17 protein-coding genes and 4 tRNA genes are annotated in these 23,846 nt (G+C 45.0%); 13 read left to right on the top strand and 8 right to left on the bottom strand.

What is annotated here, in order from left to right; all coding sequences use genetic code 11:
* Window positions 1-222 precede the first annotated feature (222 nt).
* The 10 genes from uvrY to nspC all read left to right on the top strand — a co-directional run bounded on the left by uvrY (window position 223) and on the right by nspC (window position 11,137).
* On the top strand, window positions 223-867 hold the full coding sequence (gene uvrY / locus FLM53_RS01995; RefSeq protein ID WP_026084475.1) for a UvrY/SirA/GacA family response regulator transcription factor: 645 nt from the start codon (window positions 223-225) through the stop codon (window positions 865-867).
* Between the two features lie 15 nt (window positions 868-882).
* The gene (gene uvrC / locus FLM53_RS01990; RefSeq protein ID WP_102432892.1) at window positions 883-2,715 is read left to right on the top strand and encodes an excinuclease ABC subunit UvrC; all 1,833 of its coding nucleotides are present in this window, start codon (window positions 883-885) and stop codon (window positions 2,713-2,715) included.
* Window positions 2,716-2,761: 46 nt separating this feature from the next.
* On the top strand, window positions 2,762-3,319 hold the full coding sequence (gene pgsA / locus FLM53_RS01985) for a CDP-diacylglycerol--glycerol-3-phosphate 3-phosphatidyltransferase (RefSeq protein ID WP_017061490.1): 558 nt from the start codon (window positions 2,762-2,764) through the stop codon (window positions 3,317-3,319).
* A gap of 266 nt (window positions 3,320-3,585) precedes the next feature.
* Window positions 3,586-3,659 (top strand) — tRNA-Cys (locus FLM53_RS01980).
* A gap of 37 nt (window positions 3,660-3,696) precedes the next feature.
* Window positions 3,697-3,772 (top strand) — tRNA-Gly (locus FLM53_RS01975).
* 80 nt (window positions 3,773-3,852) lie between these two features.
* Window positions 3,853-3,939: transfer RNA gene (locus FLM53_RS01970), tRNA-Leu, on the top strand.
* A gap of 32 nt (window positions 3,940-3,971) precedes the next feature.
* A tRNA-Gly gene (locus FLM53_RS01965) sits at window positions 3,972-4,047 on the top strand.
* 1,295 nt (window positions 4,048-5,342) lie between these two features.
* A complete protein-coding gene (locus FLM53_RS01960; protein WP_176680941.1) occupies window positions 5,343-8,282 on the top strand; it encodes a pyridoxal phosphate-dependent class III aminotransferase in 2,940 nt (979 codons plus the stop codon).
* A gap of 8 nt (window positions 8,283-8,290) precedes the next feature.
* Window positions 8,291-9,541, top strand: coding sequence for a carboxynorspermidine synthase (locus FLM53_RS01955; RefSeq protein ID WP_123284447.1), 1,251 nt, complete (start codon window positions 8,291-8,293; stop codon window positions 9,539-9,541).
* A gap of 462 nt (window positions 9,542-10,003) precedes the next feature.
* On the top strand, window positions 10,004-11,137 hold the full coding sequence (gene nspC / locus FLM53_RS01950) for a carboxynorspermidine decarboxylase (protein ID WP_176680942.1): 1,134 nt from the start codon (window positions 10,004-10,006) through the stop codon (window positions 11,135-11,137).
* Window positions 11,138-11,232: 95 nt separating this feature from the next.
* Here the strand turns inward: nspC and FLM53_RS01945 are convergent, their stop codons facing one another.
* Together FLM53_RS01945 and FLM53_RS01940 are read right to left on the bottom strand one after the other, a co-directional pair.
* Window positions 11,233-11,745, bottom strand: coding sequence for a glycine cleavage system protein R (locus FLM53_RS01945; RefSeq protein ID WP_017632075.1), 513 nt, complete (start codon window positions 11,743-11,745; stop codon window positions 11,233-11,235).
* Between the two features lie 232 nt (window positions 11,746-11,977).
* Window positions 11,978-12,886 (bottom strand): DUF3943 domain-containing protein, encoded by a 909-nt coding sequence (locus FLM53_RS01940; protein WP_017632074.1) that lies wholly within the window; start codon window positions 12,884-12,886, stop codon window positions 11,978-11,980.
* A 209-nt stretch (window positions 12,887-13,095) separates the two neighbouring features.
* Here FLM53_RS01940 and FLM53_RS01935 point away from each other — a divergent pair, with 209 nt between their 5' ends.
* Complete coding sequence (locus FLM53_RS01935; RefSeq protein ID WP_176680943.1) at window positions 13,096-14,334, top strand: CinA family nicotinamide mononucleotide deamidase-related protein; 1,239 nt, start codon at window positions 13,096-13,098, stop codon at window positions 14,332-14,334.
* A 179-nt stretch (window positions 14,335-14,513) separates the two neighbouring features.
* Here the strand turns inward: FLM53_RS01935 and FLM53_RS01930 are convergent, their stop codons facing one another.
* From FLM53_RS01930 to FLM53_RS01920, 3 genes are read right to left on the bottom strand one after another with little or no spacing between them, the layout of a single operon-like run.
* A complete protein-coding gene (locus FLM53_RS01930; protein ID WP_176680944.1) occupies window positions 14,514-15,359 on the bottom strand; it encodes a DmsC/YnfH family molybdoenzyme membrane anchor subunit in 846 nt (281 codons plus the stop codon).
* A 1-nt stretch (window position 15,360) separates the two neighbouring features.
* A complete protein-coding gene (locus FLM53_RS01925; RefSeq protein WP_004733360.1) occupies window positions 15,361-15,981 on the bottom strand; it encodes a DMSO/selenate family reductase complex B subunit in 621 nt (206 codons plus the stop codon).
* An 11-nt stretch (window positions 15,982-15,992) separates the two neighbouring features.
* Window positions 15,993-18,431, bottom strand: coding sequence for a DmsA/YnfE/YnfF family dimethyl sulfoxide reductase (locus tag FLM53_RS01920; RefSeq protein ID WP_017632071.1), 2,439 nt, complete (start codon window positions 18,429-18,431; stop codon window positions 15,993-15,995).
* Window positions 18,432-18,629: 198 nt separating this feature from the next.
* Here FLM53_RS01920 and FLM53_RS01915 point away from each other — a divergent pair, with 198 nt between their 5' ends.
* On the top strand, window positions 18,630-19,196 hold the full coding sequence (locus FLM53_RS01915) for a molecular chaperone TorD family protein (protein WP_176680945.1): 567 nt from the start codon (window positions 18,630-18,632) through the stop codon (window positions 19,194-19,196).
* Window positions 19,196-19,711: a ferredoxin-type protein NapF gene (napF, locus tag FLM53_RS01910; protein ID WP_176680946.1), complete on the top strand. Its 516-nt coding sequence runs from the start codon at window positions 19,196-19,198 to the stop codon at window positions 19,709-19,711. The genes FLM53_RS01915 and napF overlap by 1 nt, the downstream gene beginning before the upstream one ends.
* A 178-nt stretch (window positions 19,712-19,889) precedes the next feature.
* Here napF and yfaE read toward each other — a convergent pair whose 3' ends face one another.
* The 3 genes from yfaE to nrdA form a co-directional block, all read right to left on the bottom strand.
* On the bottom strand, window positions 19,890-20,168 hold the full coding sequence (gene yfaE, locus FLM53_RS01905) for a class I ribonucleotide reductase maintenance protein YfaE (RefSeq protein WP_017632068.1): 279 nt from the start codon (window positions 20,166-20,168) through the stop codon (window positions 19,890-19,892).
* Window positions 20,168-21,301 carry a class Ia ribonucleoside-diphosphate reductase subunit beta gene (nrdB, locus tag FLM53_RS01900; protein ID WP_017632067.1) on the bottom strand — a complete coding sequence of 378 codons (1,134 nt, stop codon included), beginning with the start codon at window positions 21,299-21,301 and terminating at the stop codon, window positions 20,168-20,170. Before nrdB ends, yfaE begins: the two co-directional genes overlap by 1 nt.
* A 103-nt stretch (window positions 21,302-21,404) precedes the next feature.
* Complete coding sequence (gene nrdA, locus FLM53_RS01895; protein WP_048659581.1) at window positions 21,405-23,687, bottom strand: class 1a ribonucleoside-diphosphate reductase subunit alpha; 2,283 nt, start codon at window positions 23,685-23,687, stop codon at window positions 21,405-21,407.
* Between the last annotated feature and the right edge of the window lie 159 nt (window positions 23,688-23,846).

Here is a 23,846-nt window from a genome sequence, read left to right as displayed (position 1 = left end):
AACTAGTTGATTTTTACCAAAAGCTTGTTGTTTTAGCTGGCTTATTTATAAATAAGTACTTGCTAAAGTTCGTGTTTCAGCACATATTCAACAGAGCTTTTTTTTACTAATTAAGTTAAGATGTACTCAATGCTGCGATCCACTGTTCCTTTGTTCAATTGTTTCAAACAGATGAAACGACACAGTGGTTGCAGAGCCAATTAATAGTGTGGAGATACAAGTTTGATAAATGTTTTCCTTGTAGATGATCACGAGCTGGTTCGCACAGGGATACGACGTATTATTGAAGACGTCCGTGGAATGAACGTAGCAGGGGAAGCTGAAAGCGGTGAAGATGCTGCAAAATGGTGTCGTACTAACAATACTGACGTTATTTTGATGGATATGAATATGCCTGGTATTGGTGGCTTAGAAGCAACCAAGAAAATCTTGCGTTTCAACCCTGATATTAAAATCATCGTTTTAACTGTTCATACGGAAAATCCGTTTCCAACTAAAGTGATGCAAGCTGGAGCTGCAGGTTACCTTACTAAAGGTGCAGGTCCGGATGAAATGGTAAATGCAATTCGAGTGGTTAACAGTGGCCAACGATACATTTCACCAGAAATTGCGCAGCAGATGGCATTGAGCCAATTCTCGCCTGCGTCTGAAAATCCATTCGCAGACTTATCTGAACGTGAACTTCAAATCATGATGATGATTACCAAAGGTCAGAAAGTGACGGATATTTCAGAACAACTCAATCTAAGTCCTAAGACAGTCAACAGTTACCGCTACCGTTTGTTCAGCAAACTGGATATCAGTGGCGATGTAGAGCTGACGCACTTAGCGATTAGACATGGAATGTTAGACACTGAGACCCTTTAACACTGAGATCGTATAGTGACCAACTTGTTTGACTCAGTCTCATTCCTCAAGACAGTAACAGAGCAGCCCGGCGTTTATCGAATGTATAACGCCGAGGCTGTCGTTATTTACGTCGGTAAAGCTAAGAACCTCAAAAAACGCCTTTCCAGTTATTTCCGTAAAAAAGTCGACAGTGAAAAAACGCGCGCTCTCGTCAGCAATATTGACAAGATCGATGTTACTGTAACGCACACGGAAACCGAAGCTCTTATTCTTGAGCACAACTACATCAAGCAGTATCTACCGAAATACAACGTACTTCTGCGTGATGATAAGTCGTACCCTTATATTTTCATTAGCGGTCACAAGCATCCTCGTTTGTCGATGCACCGTGGAGCTAAAAAGAAAAAGGGTGAATACTTTGGTCCTTATCCTGACTCCGGCGCTGTGCGTGAGACGTTACACCTAATCCAAAAAATCTTTCCTGCTCGTCAGTGTGAAGACACGGTTTATGCAAACCGAACGCGTCCATGCTTGATGTATCAAATTGGTCGTTGCGCTGCGCCATGTGTTAGCTCGATTATCTCTGATGAAGAGTATAGTGAGCTTATCGACTATGTTCGTCTGTTCCTGCAAGGGAAAGATAAATTGGTGCTAGAGACGCTCATCGAGAAGATGGACACGGCTAGCCGAGAGCTTCGCTTTGAACAAGCCGCTGCTTTCCGCGATCAAATCCAAGCGATTCGACGTGTGCAAGAGCAACAGTATGTATCTGACGACTCTATGGAAGATATGGATGTGTTGGGCTTTGCTCAAGAGAATGGCGTAGCGTGTATTCATATCTTGATGATTCGCCAAGGCAAAGTCTTAGGTAGCCGCAGCCACTTCCCTAAGATTCCAAACAATACGGTGCGAGAAGAGGTCTTTTCGAGCTTTTTAAGCCAGTATTATCTAGCGCATAATGAAGCGAGAACCATTCCAACCCGCTTGATTCTAAACGCAGACCTAATGGAAGACGTCACTCCGATTCAAGAAGCTTTGTGTGAGGTTGCGGGTCGTAAGATCCATTTCAACACTAATCCTTCTGGTACTCGTGGTCGTTACCTTAAATTGTCGAACACCAATGCGTTAACGGCGATTACGACCAAGATTAATCACAAGATGACGATTAATCAGCGCTTCAAAGAGTTACAAGAAGTGCTGTCGATGGATGCGATTAAACGCATGGAATGTTTCGATATCAGTCATACCATGGGTGAAAGCACGATTGCGTCTTGTGTGGTGTTCAATCAGGAAGGCCCTGTGAAACCAGAATACCGCCGTTACAACATCACTGGCATCACCGGTGGTGATGATTACGCGGCAATGGCACAGGCACTTGAGAGACGTTATTCGAAGCAACTCGATGTAGACAAAATCCCAGACATTATCTTTATCGATGGTGGTAAAGGGCAGCTTAACCGCGCTCATGAGATTATTTCCCAATATTGGGGTGACTGGCCGTTTAGACCGAGAATGATGGGTATTGCGAAAGGGGTAACCCGTAAACCCGGTTTAGAGACTCTAGTGACCCTTGAAGGTGAAGAGTTTAATTTACCTAGTGATGCACCAGCGCTGCACCTTATTCAACATATTCGAGATGAAAGTCATAATCATGCGATTGCAGGGCACCGAGCGAAACGTGGTAAAACGCGCAGAACCAGTGCTTTGGAAGGAATTGAAGGGGTAGGGCCTAAGCGTCGTCAAGCTTTGTTGAAATATATGGGTGGCTTACAAGAACTTAAGCGTGCAACTGTCGAAGAAATAGCCAAAGTGCCGGGCATTAGTCATTCTTTGGCAGAAAACATTTATCAAGCATTGAAACAATAGTAAAAATCCCGCACCATTAAAGCGCAATTAATAAGAGCCCAATAATATGCGTTTGAATATACCTAACATTTTGTCCTTACTGAGACTATTTTTGATCCCAGTATTCGTTGTTGTTTTTTACCTACCTTATCAATGGGCTCCTTTTGCTGCTGCGATGGTGTTTTGGGTAGCAGGTTTTACTGACTGGCTAGATGGCATGCTTGCTCGTAAGCTAGGGCAAACATCTCGCTTCGGCGCATTTATTGACCCAGTGGCCGATAAAGTGCTGGTGGCTACGGCTCTTATTTTGATTACTGAACACTATCACTCAATTTGGATAACTATCCCAGCGGTGACCATGATTGCTCGTGAAATTATCATTTCAGCGCTTCGTGAATGGATGGCCGAAATCGGTAAACGCGCAAGTGTTGCGGTATCTTGGGTCGGTAAAGTCAAAACGGTTTCTCAGATGTTCGCTCTTTGGGTACTTATCTGGAGATACGACGATTGGATGGTGTGGGTTGGTTACATTGCACTGTATGTCGCAACCGTTCTTACTTATTGGTCGATGGCGCAATACTTGATGGCCGCCAAAGACGATTTGTTAGACGAAAAACACCATTGATGAAGAAGCGAGCTGAGGCTCGCTTTTTTGATCTTTAACCTAAGGCTAAGTTATCAATACTCGATATCTAATGTGATATAGATCTCCTTTGAATAACCTGCTCACAGTGTCTTTTGCACATAAAGTCAGCTATTTGGCCTGTTTCGTATGAAATCTATTCAAACGAATTAAAAATACAAAAATAATATTGACTCAATCGTCTGAATCCGTAGAATGCATCCCGTACCCAAGAGGATGGCAATGAGCGATTCGATTGGAGTTACTAAGGCGCCTTGGCAGAGTGGCTATGCAGCGGATTGCAAATCCGTGGACCTCGGTTCGACTCCGGGAGGCGCCTCCATTCTCTCTTTCATTTTAGAAAGCTGATGAATGAAAATGCGATACTAGCTCAGTTGGTAGAGCGCAACCTTGCCAAGGTTGAGGTCATCGGTTCGAACCCGATGTATCGCTCCAAATTTTGTAATGTTGATTGGCTTCAGCATTAAGATGGTGTTTTACTTTTCAGTAATCGGCATCGCAATAAAGAATTGCGTGCCCTGGTGGTGGAATTGGTAGACACAAGGGATTTAAAATCCCTCGACGTTCGCGTTGTGCCGGTTCAAGTCCGGCCCGGGGCACCATCTATTAAAGTCTTTATCTCGATAAAGCAAATGCGATACTAGCTCAGTTGGTAGAGCGCAACCTTGCCAAGGTTGAGGTCATCGGTTCGAACCCGATGTATCGCTCCAAATTAAAAAGCCCGAACAGAAATGTTCGGGCTTTTTTGGTTTCTGCCGTTCAGCGCTTTATATCGATATTCTTCTTGTTCGAACCCGTACTTAGAATTCATATCTATATCTATATCTATATCTATATCTATATCTATATCTATATCTGTCTCAAAATTTCGTAATCAAGTTAGTTTTAAAAGCGAGATTCCCTATGAACTCGTTCCTCGTACTAGGGAATGACGTAAACGCGAGCAGGTGATTAACTTTTCACTCCCTTGTCGTGTAGTGAACTTTGATGCTTTCAGTGCAAGATTCGCTACGAGGTCGTTTCCGATTCTAAGGAGTGACGCAAGCATCCAGCTTTAAAGCTTCTCTAGCAACGTTTCTAACCCCGCGTCGTCATCCTCGGGCGAGAGGGACGAGCGAACGAGGTCTATTTATCGGAGGCTGATAATCAAGTCGTTGTTTGAGTCTAACTATATAAAAACTGGCTCAAAGAGATTCCCTATGAACTCGTCCCTCGTTCTAGGGAATGACGTAAACGCGAACTGGTGAATAACTTTTCACTCCCTTACCGTGTAGTGAATTTTTCTAGTTTCAGTGCAAGGTTCGCTATGCGGTCGCCTTTGGTTCTAAGGAATGACAAAAGCACCTAGCATTAAATCCTTACTAATAACGTTTTATACCCACACCGTCATCCTCGGGCGTGAGGAACGAGCGAACCGGGGATCTCTGTCATGAAAGGCTGTGTTGATGATATTTTCAACGATCTTTCCGTCACTTCCGTTATTTATTAAGCCATCATTAAAAACTATTGATAGTTCGTTTCACTTTATGTTACTTTCCCGCGCAATCTCGGAATGACCGATGCTCAAAAAGAGCCGTGATTGCTTCTGGGGGATACGCGTGATGACCATTCTTGCTGATTGGGACATTACGTAGGGTAGGTATTGGCTAGTCCTTTAGCTGATAGACGGGATACTTATGGCGCAGTTCGCCATGTTAATGGGAAACCCAACATTGAACACACTAACTACAACATTGCTAATCAGCTCTGCATTTCCAAAGGGACCAGCTCCTCATAGCTGCCCGATCCTGCAAAAATGTCCAATTCTTCAAAACAGTAGCATTACTGAACCTTGAGCTTTCGCTAACAATTTTTCGCTGTCTTAAGACGGCCTAATTTCGTATTCGTCATTTGACTTATGCGAGCGTACAGCTATATCTCATTTCTAGACAATACGCGTGCTCCACCATGAACTCTCTCTAAACAATAGAGGGTCGGTGTGTAATTGCGTCTGATGGAGGTGAGTATGAACACATTCAAGGGGACTTTTATGACTACCGCCTTTGAAGTCGATATCAATACTATCGCAAATTCATTTTCAACTATGGTTCCTATCGTAGAGGGAACTTACGACCTAACACCTGACGCTATTTTGCTTGAGCAAGAACAGCATGAGTCGGATGTTCGTTCTTACCCAAGACGCCTTCCTATCGCTATTAAGCGAGCATGTGGTGCCTTAGTTGAAGATACACGTGGCCAACTCTTTCTCGATTGCTTAGCTGGTGCAGGTACACTTTCTTTGGGTTATAACCACCCGGAGATTAACCAAGCACTTAAAGACCAACTTGATTCAGGTCTGCCATACCAAACTCTTGATATCACGACTCAAGCAAAAGAGACGTTTATCAAGCGAGTTAAAGCTTTTCTTCCTCAAGACTTTTCTGATAACTCGGTTCTCCAATTCTGTGGCCCATCAGGCGCTGATGCTGTTGAAGCGGCAATCAAGCTAGCGAAGCAAACCACAGGTCGTAACACCATGTTTGCTTTCCGTGGTGCTTACCATGGCATGACAAACGGCACCATGGGCATGATGGGCAACCTCGGTACTAAAGAGCGTCGTAGCGGCTTGATGTCTGATGTGCACTTTATGCCTTTCCCATACAACCTACGCTGCCCGTTTGGCATTGGTGGTGAAGCGGGTGCTAATGCAAGTATTCGTTACATCGAACGTATGTTGAACGATGACGAGTCTGGCATCATGAAACCGGCTGCGATGATCGTTGAGCCTGTGCAAGGTGAGGGCGGTGTGATTCCAGCTCCTGCTTCTTGGTTGCAAGGTCTACGTCGCATCTGTGATGATCACGGTATCCTACTGATTTTTGATGAAATCCAGTGTGGTGTCGGCAAAACAGGTCATCGATTTGCGTTTGAAGAGTCAGGCGTTAACCCTGATATCTTATGTTTATCTAAAGCGATTGGTGGCGGACTGCCTATGTCGCTGCTCGTATTCGATAAGAGCATCGATACATGGAAAGCGGGTGAGCACACGGGTACTTTCCGTGGTAACCAACTAGCAATGGTGTCTGGAGCGAAAGCATTAGAAATCATCGAGCGAGATGGTTTGGTTGAGCACGCGAACATTGCAGGACAATACCTACGTCACGGGTTAGAGAAGATTCAATCTCGCGTGAACTGTATTGCTGAGGTTCGTGGTAAAGGCCTAATGCTTGGTGCTGAGATCAAGCAACCAAACGGTGAACTCAACAAATTTGGTGAGCCGAAGTCGGACGGCGAACTCACCCTCGCGATTCAACGCGCAGCATTAGAGCGTGGTTTGATGGTCGAGAAGGGCGGTCGTGATGGCTCTGTGATTCGCTTCCTACCACCGATGATTATCTCTTTCGAACAGATTGATTTTGCACTGCGCGTGATGGAAGAAGCCATCATTGCTGCTGGTGGAGATGTTCAAGAAGATCAAGCTTCAAGTGAGCAAGAAAACCAAGAGTGGAACAAGCACTTCATTCACACCGGCCTAGGCGGTAGCGACGAATTCGCTAACGTGATGAACCAAACCACTCAAGCAATGAAAGCTGTGTTTGAGCAGGTTGAAACACCATACTCAGGTCTAGAGCCAAAAGTGCTGGAGGCTGCAATCAAGGCTGTCGACCTAGACAACAACCCACACGCTTTGGTTGACGTTGTAGATAGCACTGCAGACCTTGTCGCTGCAAACTCCATCTTCGTGCAACACCCTGACTGTATTGCACACCTTCATACACCTCCTCTTATGGCATCGGTCGCTGCGGAATCCATTATCGCGGCTCTGAATCAATCAATGGATTCATGGGACCAAGCATCGGCTGCAACTTACGTTGAACAGCGCGTGGTTGATTGGATGTGTGACAAGTACCAACTTGGCGATCAAGCGGACGGTGTTTTCACCAGCGGCGGCACGCAAAGTAACCTAATGGGCTTATTGCTGGCGAGAGACTGGGTTGCGGATAATCACGATGGTCACTCAATCCAAAAGCTGGGTTTGCCAGATTACGCGAGCAAGCTTCGCATCTTGTGTTCAAACAAATCTCATTTCACGGTTCAAAAATCTGCTTCATTGCTTGGTTTAGGCGAGAGCGCGGTGTGCTGTGTTGAGACAAACGCAAACGGCACCATCAAGCCGGATTTATTGGACGCAGAAGTCAAAGCACTTAAAGCTCAAGGTCTGATTCCTTTTGCTGTAGTGGGTACGGCAGGTACTACTGATCACGGAGCTATTGACGACCTTGATGCGATTGCAGACATCGCAAGTCAACAAGGCCTTTGGTTCCATGTCGACAGTGCTTACGGTGGCGCGCTTATCTTAAGTAGCCATAAAGCTCGTTTACAAGGTATCGAAAAAGCGGACTCTGTGAGTGTCGACTTCCATAAGCTTTTCTACCAAACAATCAGCTGTGGCGCGGTGTTGTTGAAAGACAAAGCAAACTTTAAGTACCTTCTGCATCACGCAGACTACCTAAATCGCGAACACGATGAGCTGCCGAACTTAGTGGACAAGTCTATCGCGACGACCAAGCGCTTTGATGCATTGAAAGTCTTCATGACGATGCAAAGTGTTGGTCCAAAGCCGTTGGGCGATATGTACGACCATCTTCTTGAGCAAACGCTAGAAGTGGCAGACCTGATTCAAAACCAAGCTGACTTAGAGCTACTCGCGGAGCCTTCACTATCAACAGTGCTGTTCCGATCTAAGCCGTCAGCAAACGGTGAGCTAGATTTAGACAAACTAAATCAAACGCTAAGACTGGAAGCGCTGACTCGTGGTGTTGCGGTATTGGGTGAAACGGTCGTGGATAGTAAGAGCGCGCTTAAATTCACTATCTTAAATCCGTGCCTAAAGACATCAGATTTCAAATCTCTAATTAACAAAATTCAAACTCTAGCCACTGAGCTAGCAGAACAACAAGGGTAATTAATACTATGGCTATTCTACAAATTGGTGCGGGCGGCGTTGGTTGGGTTGTTGCACATAAAGCAGCACAAAATAACGAAGTACTGGGTGATATCACAATCGCTTCTCGCACAATCGCGAAATGTGAAAAAATCATCGAATCAATCAAAGGTAAAAACAACCTTAAAGATTCAACTAAAAAACTAGAAGCTCGCGCAGTAAACGCCGATGATGTTGATGCTCTTGTTGCTCTGATTAACGAAGTGAAGCCAGACCTAGTCATCAACGCTGGTCCTCCTTGGGTAAACATGGCGATCATGGAAGCGTGTTACCAAGCAAAAGTATCTTACCTGGATACATCGGTAGCGGTTGACCTATGTTCTGAAGGCCAACAAGTACCACAAGCTTACGATTGGCAGTGGGGTTACCGTGAGAAGTTCGCTGAGGCGGGCATCACAGGTATCCTTGGTGCGGGTTTCGATCCTGGTGTGGTTTCAGTATTTGCAGCGCACGCGGTTAAGCACCTATTCGATGAGATCGATACGATCGACGTAATGGACGTAAACGCAGGCGACCACGGTAAGAAGTTTGCGACTAATTTTGACCCAGAAACGAACATGCTTGAGATCCAAGGTGATTCTTTCTACTGGGAAAATGAAGAGTGGAAACAGGTACCTTGTCACTCTCGTATGCTTGAGTTTGATTTCCCTAACTGTGGTTCTCACAAAGTTTACTCAATGGCGCACGATGAAGTTCGTTCAATGAAGGAATTCATCCCAGCGAAGCGTATCGAGTTCTGGATGGGCTTTGGTGATGCTTACCTAAACTACTTCAACTGCATGCGTGATATTGGTCTTCTGAGCCCAGATCCGCTAACACTGCACGATGGCACTGTTGTTCAGCCGCTACACGTTCTTAAAGCGCTACTGCCAGACCCAACATCTTTGGCTCCGGGTTACACAGGTTTAACGTGTATCGGTACTTGGGTTCAAGGTAAGAAAGATGGTAAAGAGCGCAGCGTGTTCATCTACAATAACGCAGACCACGAAGTGGCTTACGAAGACGTAGAGCACCAAGCGATTTCTTACACAACGGGTGTTCCAGCTATTACGGCTGCACTTCAGTTCTTCCGTGGCGAATGGGCTGATAAAGGCGTGTTCAACATGGAACAGCTAAACCCAGACCCGTTCCTAGCAACGATGCCAGAAATCGGTCTAGACTGGCACGTTCAAGAGCTAGAGCCAGGACAGGGTCTACCTCTAATCCATACTTTGAAGTAATACATAGTTAGGTTCTTACCTCGCTTTGAATTACTGGGGAAATGACGAAGGTGATGGTTACTTCTTCCATGAGATGACTTAGAGCATCGTCATTTCCTACAGAGAGGGACTAGCGTAATAGGGAATCCCAGTTGCTGTCGATTCTATTGAACGATAGGTGGCTTTGGGAGATCCCCAACTCGCTCATTCCTCCCTCTTGGGGATGACGGAGAGTGTATTTACTCCGTTAGAGGATGACGAAAGGTGATTATTTTCTCTGGTATTTGATGAAGGCGATATTTGCTTCATCTAATCGGTAATGCAGAAATCGTCATTCCCTAAAGCGAGGGACGAGTGTAATAGGGAATCTCTAATACACTTAAAGACTTCCAATGTACTTACTTATATCGAGCCGATGCATTAGCGTCGGCTTTGTTCGATTATCATGTGCCTTCGTGAACTCGAGGGCCGCAAGGTATTAACATGCAAAACAACGAACTAAAAACGCCTTATTTCATGATCAACGAAGACAAGTTGATTGCGAACTTAGAGAAAGCCAAGCAGCTGAAAGAAATTTCAGGTGTGAAGCTGGTATTGGCACTGAAGTGTTTCTCTACATGGGGTGTGTTTGACATCATCAAGCCTTACCTCGATGGCACGACAAGCTCTGGCCCATACGAAGTGAAACTTGGTCACGAAACCTTTGGTGGCGAAACGCACGCTTACAGTGTGGGTTACAGCGAAGATGACGTGAAAGAAGTCGCGGATATTTGCGACAAGATGATCTTCAACTCACAAAGCCAATTCGAAGCGTACCGTCATATTGTTGAAGGCAAAGCGTCGCTGGGTTTACGTCTAAATCCGGGCGTAAGCTACGCAGGACAAGACTTAGCAAACCCTGCGCGTCAATTCTCTCGCTTAGGTGTTCAAGCTGATCACATTAAGCCTGAGATCTTTGACGAGATTAATGGCGTGATGTTCCACATGAACTGTGAGAACAAGGACGTCGATGCCTTTATTGGTTTGCTTGATTCAATCTCAGAACAGTTTGGCGAGCACCTAGATAAGTTAGATTGGGTGAGCATGGGTGGTGGTGTGTTCTTCACTTGGCCGGGCTACGACATCGAGAAGCTGGGGCTTGCGCTAAAAGCCTTCTCTGAAAAGCACGGCGTGCAGATGTACCTTGAGCCGGGCGAAGCTATCATCACTAAAACAACAGACTTGGTTGTGACAGTGGTAGATATTGTTGAGAACGTGAAGAAAACGGCAATTGTGGATTCAGCAACGGAAGCACACCGTCTTGATACGCTTATCTACAATGAACCAGCATCGGTATTAGAAGCGTCTGAAAACGGCAGCCATGACTACGTGATTGGTTCATGTTCGTGTCTGGCGGGCGATCAGTTCTGTGAAACAAGCTTTGATGAGCCTTTGAAGATTGGTCAAAAGCTTCACCTGTTGGACAGTGCAGGTTACACCATGGTGAAACTGAACTGGTTCAATGGTTTGAAGATGCCATCGATCTACTGCGAGCGCAGCAATGGCGACGTTCAAAAGCTGAATGAATTCGGTTATGAAGACTTTAAACGTTCATTGTCACAATGGTCGGTTAAGTAACTGAACATCGCATTAGAACAATAAAAAGAGCAGCCGATGAGCTGCTCTTTTTTGTTTTTAGATAACGCTTAGTTTGTGTCGTTAAGAACTAACCACTAGCCCTCAATCATCACACGAGTATCTTCGCTTAGGGTTTCTAGCTCATTAACCACGTCATCAATTTGCACTTCGATAGGTAACTTAACCGCTATTTTTGAAGTAAATAGACTTGAGCTAACACCACCGCCGCCCGCGATAAATACTCGGTGACAGTCCATATCGAGAATACTTATACCTTGTCTATCCAGTACATGCGTCACTTCATTAACGATACCTGCTCGGTCGTTTGAGTCGAGTCTTAGGTGATGGATAGTGTCTTGCACATTGTGCGAATGGTCTGAATCAACAAACTGCACGATGAGATCAGGATTAGCGCTGAAGGCCTCTTTAACAATCGATTCGTTGATGGCTGGAAGTTGAACCTTGAGTACGCCTGCGACTTGGTCTTCAATAAAATTCACTTTACTGATGAGCCATTTTCCGTCGTTTTCGTGAGTAACCGCAGCAAGTTGTTTGATTGTTGCTGGTGATGCTTTTCCGATAAAGTTTACGATAAATGTACTGTTCATATCAGCCCCCAAAGTCTCAATAAATCGTTGCTAATTAAATGTTTGATATCACGCGATAAAGTTCTTTAATTTCAGTGTAGAAGGTTACATCGAACAATGTTTGACCTGTGTCAATTTTTGAAACTAAGCTGTGATGCAAAAAAAGAGAATGAAGAGTAGGGCACAAAAAAAGCGGCTAGAGAGCCGCTTTTTAGAAGAGTTTTGTTTTCACGAAAGTAATTAGGTCGCTGGATTAGAAGGTTACTTTAAAGTTCATACCAACAAACTGAGAATCGTAGGGTGCGCCAGCATCGTATGCGAATCGGGCTGCGTCTTGGTTATCCCACCAAGGGTTAGTATTCAGATTAACTTCTGCGTCACCGCCCCAAGCATCACTTACCCAGTAGTGGATGTGTCCAACAGGGTTTAGGAAAAATAGAGACACATCACCCATGGTTTGAGAGCCCATCACTTCGCCGCCTGAAGCAATGATGTCTTGCTCTGCTTCTAGCATCATTTCACCAACAACCGCACCGAAGAATGGGGTGATGAACAGATCTTGCCATGATGGTACTTCGGCAAACGCTTCTACACCGTATTCCCAGAAGAACGTCGACATCGTCCAAGAATATAGGAAAGACTCAAACTCATCGTAACCTGCGTGTCGAGCTGCGGTGTAGTAAACACCACCAAAATACGGGTGCATCACGTAGTTTAGGAAGTGTTCATCGCGGTCCCATACCGGGCCATCAGACACGTTATCCTTCCATTTTTTACCTAGTGAGCTGATGTCACGTTGGTCATCATCCCACTTAGTGATACTTTCAGGGAGTAGAGTCATCAAACCTACTGTAGCGACACTTAAACCCAAAATGGTGTAGGTTTGGCCCATTAGGTAGTCCCAATCCTTCTCTTGGCTCACCAACATGTGTTTTGGTTGTTGGATTGAGAAGTCGTACTCGTCACTTGATTCGCTCAGTGCGTAATTGGTATTAGGCTTGTAGGTGTACAAGCTATCATTAACACAGTAATCTTGAGCACATTCATCCGAATAAGAAAGGTTGATTGGCTGGTCGAAGTCGTATTGGCTTGCAACCGAGTTAACTGACATTAGCATTGAAAATGCAGCAGTAACCTTTGCTAGTAACGGTGATTTGGCCACAAGGGTCTCCATGAGAAGTTAAGAATTGATCAGAGTCACAATTATCTATTAAACGCCTGATTTAGGGAACTAATAATTTGTCGCTTTTCCTAAGAAAACCTTAGATTTAACATTATTAATATTTGTGAAAAGCTGAAATGTCTCAAATTCAACCATAGACCAGTTTATGAATAATGCAGTGTCTTTTTATGACCACAAGGGATAGAAATATGACGAAAATCGCAATGTTAAGCACAGGTGAAGAAGTTCTTCACGGAGACATTGTAGACACAAACGCAGCTTGGATGTCTGGTGAGTTTTATCAGCACGGTTTTGCTCTTGCGAAACGTTCCACTGTGGGTGACCAAATGAGTGCTCTGGTTGAAGAACTGCTGATGCTGAGCTTTAACTATGATGTGGTTATCGTCAATGGTGGTTTAGGGCCGACAACCGATGATATGAGTGCATCCGCCGCTGCCGCTGCTTCCGAGCAAAAGTTAGTCATGTTCCCTGAATGGCTCGCTCGTATGGAAGAGATGTTCTCAGGACGTGGTATGCCGATGCCTGACAGCAACCTTAAGCAAGCCTTGTTGCCAGCAAGTTCTGAGATTGTCGATAACCCTGTCGGTACTGCCTGTGGCTTCAAGCTGAAAATCAACGATGCGACCTTCTATTTCACGCCGGGTGTACCGAGTGAATTCAAACGCATGGTGACCTTCGAAATTCTGCCTGATTTGTCACGCACGTATCCTCAAGTCGTTGCTTCAGAATGCAGTCGCTTGTTTACGTTTGGCTTATCTGAGTCAGGTATTTCGGATGTGTTAGACCAATTAAAGCTGCCTGAAGGTTATGAGTTGGGTTATCGCTCGTATCTGCCCTTCATTGAGGTGAAGCTGTTTGGGCCTAAGTCTGGCTTAGAAACGCGCGTTAAACTGCTACAAATGGTGTACAAGCTGTTAGAGAGCAACGTAGTCAGTGTTGATGAGCCGATGATTGATCATATTGGCCATATCATGGCAGAGAGAAAGAAAACCTTATCTGTATCTGAAGTGTCGACCAAAGGTGCGCTTTCGGCTTGGCTACAATCGAATGAGCAGGTGGAAGATTGCTTTGGTCACTCATGGGTAATGGCTGAACCCAAAGAGAGTGAACTCGAAAAGAGTGACCCATTGGCGGCGACTTTTGCCTTAGCGGGCGCAACCAGAGAAAAGTGCGGCACGGAATTGGCCTTGGTGACGGGCAAGTTAGACGGCAATACATTCAGTATCGCGCTATCGAGCGAAGCGGGTGAGTGGGGACAAGTGCTAGAGTTCTATCGCCAATACAATCGTGAAGATGCACGTACCATTATCAAAACCGTAGCGGCAGATATGCTGAGAAGACACTTAGATAGCAAACCTATGTTTGGTGACTATTCTTCACTAAAACGCGTGAAGGATATGTTTATCCCTTCAGCTATCATCAAGTAAGCAGCTCTTGCTGCTAACCAAGTTTTCTTGAGCCAAGACCTCTTGAACTAAGGTTAAGACAGAACAAATAAAAAGGCCCCACATCCATATGGTTGTGGGGCCTTTTGTTTATCTAGCCTTCTAGATAAGCCAACAAATGGCGAATAGCTTTGTAGCTAGCACTTAAACTGAGTAAGTGATTACAAACCGCTTGTCATGTGTAGGCTGTAGAACAAGCCACGGCCGATTAACTCTGAAGCTAAGAACAGTACCAATGCTAGGCCTAGGTTTACTGGGTTCACTTTTGCTTTGTTCAGCATAGGTAGAATCCAAATCAGTAAGCTTGCCATCAGTAATGCAACTTGAAGAGTCACATAACTGCCTAAACCGTCAACCAACTCAGATGCTTTTGCTGCTGAAGTTTGGATGTCACCGATTAGGTTCAGTTTGCCTACTGTTACAAGCAAGCTGATCGCAACCGCAATAACAGCCAGCATGGTGATGTTACGGTCAACCGTAAAGCGGCTGTCGTTAGCAAACACAATCACGAACTGAGACAGCAGCAAGCCACCCACAACCATCGTCATGGTGAAGCTCAGTGGGGTGTAGATGTTGTCCCATGTTGGTACTGTGTTTATCATGTATACGTTGATCATCGCGTACATGAAGATAACACCCAGCACCATAGCGCCAACCATCAGTGCTTTTTGGATAGCAAGGCCACCTTTCTTAACCACAGACAGTAGCCACTGTAGGCCGCCTACTGCGAAGAATGCCGCTCCGAAGAACACTTCGTTAGACAACCAAGCTGAGCCTAGTTGGTTAAAAGCATTAAACGCGCGCAGTGGAGAACCCAGGTGCGTTGTCGAGAACATAAAACCAAGCCCCATCAATGCCCACAGAATGAACATTGGAACCTTGTAGCTGTTTAGTTTCTCTTCGTCATGACCCAGTACCAGTGCACGAGCACCAATAAGTAAGTAACCACCCACGGCTGTTTGAGCCAGTACCGTAAAGAAGATCAAAGACCACTCATGAAAAATCATCTTACACCTCCTTCGGGTTTGCTAGGTGACCACTGGTATCGCCAGTCGGCTTCGCGTTTTTGTTTAGCTTAATCACGATGTTTGGCAGTGTTTCAGTTGAAGATGGCAGTGGTGCCACATCTGCTCCAGAACCGTACTTCTCACGAAGTGTATTGATTTCACCAAACTCCAATGCACGAAGTGGGCAAGACTCAACACAGATAGGCTGTTTGCCTTCAGAGACACGTTGGTAGCAACCATCGCATTTGGTCATGTGACCTTTCTTCGCATTGTATTGCGGTGCGCCGTAAGGACATGCATTGCTACAGTGCTGACAACCAATACATACACTTTCGTCAACCACAACTAAGCCGTCTTCATCACGTTTGTGCATTGCGCCCGAAGGACACACTTTCACACACGCTGGGTTAGTACAGTGGTTACAAGCGATAGACAGGTAGTAAGAAAAAACATCTTTCTGAACCCAGGTATCGCCATCTTGAGTGAAGCCGCCACCTGCGTATTCGTATACGCGGCGGTAGTTCGTTTTGATGTCTAGATCGTTATAATCTTTACAAGCAAGCTGACAGGTTTTACAACCCGTGCATTTACTTGAATCAATGTAAAAGCCGTATTGTTTCATTCCAACCTACCTTATGCTTTCTTTAGCGCTTTGATTTGAACTAGGTTTGTATGCTGAGGGTTACCCTTAGCAAGTGGGCTCGGACGCTGAGTAGTCAGCACGTTGATAGAGCCTGCATGGTCGATCTTCTGACCATCGGGTGCGTACCATGCACCTTCGCCTAGTGCGACAACTCGAGGAAGAATCCTTGGTGTCACTTTCGCTGGAATATGTACTTCGCCACGGTCGTTGAAAATACTCACCATGTCGCCGCTTTCAATACCACGTTCTTTCGCGTCGATTGGGTTGATCCACAACTCTTGTGGTGCCGCAGCTTTTATCTCTGCAACGTTGCCGTAAGTTGAGTGCGTACGAGCCTTGTAGTGGAAGCCCGTTAGCTGAAGTGGGTACTTCTCTGCCAGTGGATCGTTATGACCTTCAAAAGAATCCGCGTAAATCGGAAGTGGGTGAATCACTTCGTCTTCTTTTAGCTTCCACGTTTTCGCGATATCAGCCAGTTGTTCTGAGTAGATCTCGATCTTGCCACTTGGTGTAGTCAGTGGATTCGCTTCAGGGTCTTTACGGAAATCTTCGTAAGCGATGTAGTGGTGGTCATAGCTACGCTTGTAGATACCCAGCTCTTTCATCTCTTCGAAGGTTGGTAGTGTTGGATCGTTCTTGCGAGTTTCCGCGTAAAGGTGCTCAATCCATTGCTCTTGAGTGCGACCTTCTGTGAACTCTTTTTCTACGCCCATGCGCTTAGCAAGTTGCGTACACATCTCGTAGATAGATTTCGCTTCAAACTGAGGCTCAATCGCTTTTTGTGCGTAGATGAAGTAAGGCATGTTCGATGCTTTACCATCCATACACCAGTCGTCTTGCTCAGATGTGGTTAAGTCAGGCAGGATGATGTCGGCGTATTTCGCTGAAGACGTCATATGGTTATCAACCACAACAATCATTTCACATGCGCTTTCATCTTGAAGAATCGCGTGCGTCTTGTTGATGTCTGAGTGTTGGTTGATGATGCAGTTACCTGCGTAGTTCCAGATCATCTTGATTGGGTTCTTAAGGCGCTCTGCACCGCGAACACCATCAGTGATGTCTGTCATCTCGTGGTGACGGTGAATTGCGTCTGTCCACATGAACATTGAAATTGATGTTTCAACAGGGTTTGGCACAGTCGGGAAGCGAACAAACGGAATGTTGATGTCACTTTCACGTGCACCTGTTGAACCGCCTGATACACCGACAGAACCGGTGAGTAGCGACAGCATTGCGATTGCACGACAAGCTAGCTCACCGTTAGCAGTACGTTGTAGACCCCAACCTTGGTGGATAGCACACGGTTTCGCTGTACCCATCTCACGGCCTAGTTTAACGATAGTATCAACCGGAATACCTGTGATCTTAGAAGCCCACTCAGGTGTCTTCTCTACGCCATCTTCACCTAAACCTAGGATGTAAGATTTGTAGTCACTGTTTTTAGGCGCTGATGCTGGAAGAGTCTTCTCATCGTAACCGACACAGTATTTGTCTAGGAACGGTTGGTCGACTAGGTCTTCAGTGATCATCACGTGTGCAAGACCCGCTACTAATGCAGCATCCGTAGAAGGGCGAATTGGGATCCACTGATCTTCACGGCCGCCGGCAGTATCGGTGTAACGTGGATCGATGATGATCGTTCTTGCGTTTGATTTGTTTTTGCTTTCTACGTAGTGGTGGATCAGACCGCCGCCAGACATACGAGTCTCAGCAGGGTTGTTACCAAATTGGATATTAAGCTTAGTGTTCTCTAAGTCAGAGAAAGAGTTGTTGTTTGCCCAACCACCGTAGGTGTAGCTCAAGCCTTTCGCGATTTGCGCTGTTGAGTAGTCACCGTAATGGTTTAGGTAACCACCACTTAGGTTCATTAGACGCGCAATCAGCGTTTGTGCTGGTGGCCAAGACTTAGTTACCGTACCACCAAGCGTACCTGTACCGTAGTTTAGGTAGATAGTGTCATTACCGTAGTCTTTGATAAGGCGTTGCATAGTGCCAGCGACTTCATCATAAGCCTCTTCCCAGCTAATACGCTTAAACTTACCTTCACCACGTTTGCCCACACGTTTCATTGGGTATTTCAGGCGATCTGGGTTGTAAACACGGCGACGCATAGAGCGACCACGTAGACACGCACGCACTTGGTGATGACCGTATTCGTCAGTACCCGTGTTGTCTGTTTCTACGTATTTGATTTCACCGTTTTGCACATGCATACGCAGTGGGCAGCGAGAGCCACAGTTTACTGTACATGCACTCCATACGATTTTCTCATCCACATTCTCAGCAACCGCAGCCGCTACTGGTTTGGATTTGAAAGGTAAAGCGATGCCGCCCGCGAGTGCGGCTGCACTACCTACCGCCGAAGAAGCTTTCATGAAGCCTCTTCGAGTAAGATTCATTACCCCAGATTCTTTCTTATTCGTCATTCTAAGATGCCTATTGTTATTGATAGCTAGCACTTTATAGGTAGTTTGGCTTCTATGTTTTTATTTCTAAATATTGATTGATTGGCATCAAATAAGAGCGGAATTTAAATGTTATGAATCGAATGTATAAAATAGATCAAAGAATCTAGTCGTCGTATTTATATAATTGTCGTTAAACCAATTACGGTATAAATAAGAATGATTATTGATACGCATAAATTGCTCGGTTCATTATTTTATCAAGCAACAAATAAAGAACAGTTATTAGATATTGTTCAGGCACTCGTAGAGAGCCAAGTCTTATCAGAAGATTGTTTACTGGCACTTCAAAACGAACAGGAAGATGCTCTAGCTGCAGAGTTTAGCCGCTTGTTTGAAGGAGTTGGAGACATGCCAGCTCCGCCTTGGGGTTCTGTGTACTTAGATAAAGACCGTGTGGTGTTTGGTGCATCGACTGTGGAATATCGACAGTTTCTAGAATTAAACCAAATTGAATTGGATACAGGTTTAAGAGAGCCAGAAGATCAATTTGGTTTAATGTTATTCGCCCATGCGTATTTGTTAGAAAACAATAATATTAATTCAGCTAGTGAATTACTTGAGTGCCACTTATTATCTTGGTCTTCTGCTTATTTAGATAAATTAAATACAGCATCAGATTTATCATTTTATAAGAAGCTATCAAGCGATGTAATAAATTGGCTTAATCAATTAACATCTGAATATAATTTAAACGTTGCTACTAAAAAGTTATATATCGACTAATGTCTGAGCAAATAAATTCAAATAGGCGTGGTTTCTTAACTCGACTCTCTAAGCCGGTTAAAGCGGCTGCAAGTTATGAAGAGAAATCACAGCGCCTACATGCTAGGCCACCTAGGGCGGTCGATGAGGTGCTGTTTGAGCGTCTTTGCGACAGTTGTGGGTTGTGTGAGCAAGCGTGTCCGAATAGCGTTATTGAGATGCTAGAGGGCAGTGCGCTGCTGAATTTGGATTACAACAGTTGTTCGATGTGTAATAAGTGCAGTGAAGTGTGTCCGACTGGCGCGCTTCATCAAACCGTGATGCCTTATATCGACTTGAAGCCAAGCTTTGCTGATAGCTGCAATAACTACATGCAAATGGATTGTAATGCGTGCCAAACCGCGTGTTCTGCCGGTGCAATACACATTGAAGCTGGGGAGTTGCCTACGGTCGTTCAAGATAAGTGCAATGGCTGTGGAGAGTGCCGAAGCGCTTGTTACATTGGCTCTGTGACTTTGAATCTGACTCAACAGTAGCCATCTAGTTTGGCTCGGTGGTTGAGAGCTAAAGACACAAATAGAAAAAGGGTCCGCATTCCAAGAGGAGACGGACCCTTTTTAATACTTATCATCTTTGATGAAGCGTTTGAACTTACATGATTCTATCTAAAGCGAAAGCAAATGAAACTCAGCAAGCGAACTTAAATCGAATAGATTAGGCGCGCTTTTGTTTGCTTCTGTGAATCACGTTACTCAGCGATAAATCGGTTTTTGCTTTGCAGATGCATGGCAAAATCTCATCGCCTTGTGTGTAAGCCATAGCAAAACCAACGTACTCAACCTCACCAGAATCCAACGTACAGCGGCATGCGCCACAGTGGCCATCTCGGCAGTTGTATTCTGGTTCTAACCCAGCTTGTTCCATTGTTTCCAACAGAGTGTTTGAAGGGTTAGATTCAATCGAAGTCAGCTTGTTGATTTTGATTGTTGGCATTACAGCTCAAATCCTTCAAAGTCGTCAGCTTTTACTTCGTTGTCGATTTGACCAACTAGATAAGAACTGATTTCAGCTTCTTGTGGAGCAACTTGTACGTTATCTGAAGATAACCAAGCGTTGATCCATGGGATTGGGTTTGATGTCGCTGCTGGGTAAGCAGTACCTAGACCAACCGCTTGCATACGGATGTTGGTAATGTACTCAACGTATTGGCAAAGAATGTCTTTGTTCAGACCAATCATAGAGCCGTCTTTGAATAGGTATTCTGCCCACTCTTTCTCTTGCTCTGCTGCTTCTTTAAATAGGTCGAAACACTCTTGCTTGCACTCTTCAGCGATTTGCATGAATGCGAAGTCGTCTTGACCGTTACGTAGCAAGTTGATCATGTGCTGAGTACCAGTCAGGTGAAGCGCTTCATCACGAGCGATTAGCTTGATGATTTTAGCGTTACCTTCCATTAGCTCACGCTCAGCGAATGCAAATGAACATGCGAAACTTACGTAGAAACGGATTGCTTCTAGTGCGTTTACTGACATTAGACATAGGTAAAGTTTCTTCTTCAGGTCGTGAAGTGAAATCTTAACGTCTTCGCCGTTGATGCTGTGGTTGCCTTCACCGTAGCGGTGGTAGTCAGCCGTTAGCTTGATTAGGTCGTCGTAGTAGAAAGCGATGTCTTTAGCACGCTTAAGGATCTCTTCGTTTTCAACGATGTCGTCAAATACTACGCCTGGATCATTCACGATGTTACGGATGATGTGCGTGTAAGAACGAGAGTGAATCGTTTCAGAGAAAGACCAAGTCTCAATCCAAGTTTCTACTTCTGGTAGTGATACCAATGGAAGTAGGGCAACGTTCGGGCTGCGGCCTTGGATAGAATCTAGAAGTGTTTGGTACTTCAAGTTAGAGATGAAGATGTGCTTTTCATGCTCAGGAAGCTTGTTGTAGTCGATACGGTCGCTAGACACGTCAACTTCTTCTGGACGCCAGAAGAAAGAAAGCTGCTTCTCGATAAGTTTTTCGAAGATTTCGAATTTCTGTTGGTCGTAACGTGCAACGTTTACCGACTGACCCAAGAACATTGGTTCTTTTAGTTGGTCATTTTTTTGCTGAGAAAAAGTACTGTAAGCCATAAATGCCTCAAATCCTTTAAAGACCCGTCATAAAACGGACCCTGTTAATGCTTTAAACCCAGAGAAGATAACTCTTCTCTGGGGTCTTAATGTTTATCGCGGTTTAGATCTTACAACCGCCGCCTTCACAATCTTCTTCCGGCACTTGAACTGCGTCGCCTTGGTCGTCTTTAGCACCATCACGAGTGTTATGGTAGTAAAGCGTCTTAACACCGTACTTGTACGCTGTTAGTAGGTCTTGAAGCAGCTTCTTCATTGGTACTTTACCGCTGTCGTAAACACTTGGATCATAGTTAGTGTTTGCAGAGATAGCTTGGTCAACGAATTTTTGCATGATACCCACTAGGTGTAGGTAACCGTCGTTAGAACCAATGTTCCAAAGCAGCTCGTAGTTCTCTTTTAGATTTAGGAAATCTGGAACCACTTGCTTCAGGATGCCGTCTTTCGATGCTTTCACTGATACGTAACCACGTGGTGGCTCGATACCGTTAGTCGCGTTCGAGATTTGAGACGATGTCTCAGAAGGCATAAGCGCTGTTAGCGTAGAGTTACGCAGACCGTGCTCCATGATCTCTTCACGTAGAGAATCCCAATCGTAGTGCAATGGCTCTTCACATACTAAGTCGATATCTTTCTTGTAAGTATCGATTGGCAGTAGGCCTTTCGCGTAGTTGGTCTCGTGGAAAGATGGGCAACGACCTTGCTCTTTCGCTAGTTCAACAGATGCTTTTAGCAAGTGGTATTGAATCGCTTCAAAAGTACGGTGAGTCAGGCCATTTGCGCTGCCATCAGAGTACTTAACACCATTCTTCGCTAGGTAGTATGCGTAATTGATAACACCTACACCTAGAGTACGACGGTTCATTGTCGACTTGTATGCTGCTGGAAGCGGGTAGTCTTGGTAATCAAGAAGTGCATCTAGCGCACGAACAACCAGCTCAGAAAGCTCTGCTAGGTCGTCAAGTTCATTGATTGCGCCAAGGTTGAACGCTGAAAGCGTACATAGCGCAATTTCGCCTTCGTCATCTTCTACGTTAGAAAGTGGCTTAGTAGGAAGCGCGATTTCTAGACATAGGTTCGATTGACGAACAGGGGCAACTTCAGAATCAAACGGGCTGTGTGTATTACAGTGGTCAACGTTCTGAATGTAGATACGACCAGTAGAAGCACGCTCTTGCATTAGCAGAGAGAATAGCTCAACAGCTTTTACTGTTTCACGCTTCACTGATGGATCGTTTTCGTACTTAACGTATAGCTCTTCAAAACGGTCTTGGTTTTCGAAGAACGCATCGTAAAGGCCAGGTACGTCAGAAGGTGAGAACAGGCTGATGTTGCCACCTTGAACAAGACGAGAGTACATAAGCTTGTTCAGCTGTACGCCGTAGTCCATGTGACGAACACGGTTCTCTTCAACGCCACGGTTGTTTTTCAGTACTAATAGAGACTGAACTTCACCGTGCCATAGTGGGTAGAACACTGTTGCTGCGCCACCACGAACACCACCTTGAGAACAACATTTTACTGCTGTTTGGAAGTATTTGTAGAAAGGGATACAACCAGTGTGGAACGCTTCACCATTACGGATTTCAGAACCAAGCGCACGGATACGACCTGCGTTGATACCAATACCAGCACGTTGAGATACGTAACGAACAATTGAGCTTGCTGTTGCGTTGATTGAATCAAGGCTGTCACCACACTCGATCAGTACACAAGAACTGAATTGACGAGTAGGCGTACGTACACCAGACATGATCGGTGTAGGTAGAGAAATCTTAAACGTAGACGATGCATCGTAAAAACGTTTGATGTAGTCAAGACGAGTCGATTTCGGGTACTTAGCGAATAGACACGCAGCAACTAAAATGTAAAGGAACTGAGCACTCTCGTAGATTTCTTTCGTTACACGGTTTTGCACGAAGTATTTACCTTCAAGCTGCTTAACCGCTGCGTAAGAGAAGTCTAAGTCACGTTTGTGGTCGATGTACTCGTCAAGCTCGTCAAACTCAGCTTTCGTGTAGTCTTCCATTAGGTGGCTATCGTATTTACCCATATCAACCAGTTTTGCAACGTGGTCGTATAATGCAGGCGGCTCGTATTCGCCGTACGCTTTTTTACGTAGGTGGAATACAGACAGACGTGCTGCTAGATATTGGTAATCAGGAGTCTCTTCAGAGATTAAATCCGCTGCTGACTTGATGATAGTCTCATGAATGTCAGTAGTGGTGATGCCATCGTAAAACTGAATGTGAGCTTTCAATTCTACTTGTGATACAGAAACATTGTGCAAGCCTTCAGCTGCCCATGTAATCACGCGATGGATCTTCTCTAGATCGATCGTTTCTTTGCGCCCGTTACGCTTGGTAACAGTAAGTTGTTGGTTCATTCTGCTTAATTTCCCTAACAAAACTGAACAAGGCCGTGTTTTTGTGTATTTCTGTGTAATTTTTGTAAATTACGTTTCGGCTTTGTGATCTTGGTCTACCCATACATTGTAGTTCAAACACAACATATAGGGGTCATTTGTTTGTTGGGTTACAAGATA

The sequence above is a fragment of the Vibrio sp. Scap24 genome, from assembly GCF_013394185.1.
GTDB classification, from domain to species: Bacteria; Pseudomonadota; Gammaproteobacteria; order Enterobacterales; family Vibrionaceae; genus Vibrio; species Vibrio pomeroyi.
Note: the sequence above shows the minus strand (reverse complement) of the source record. Positions and strands in the feature narration are given on the sequence as shown.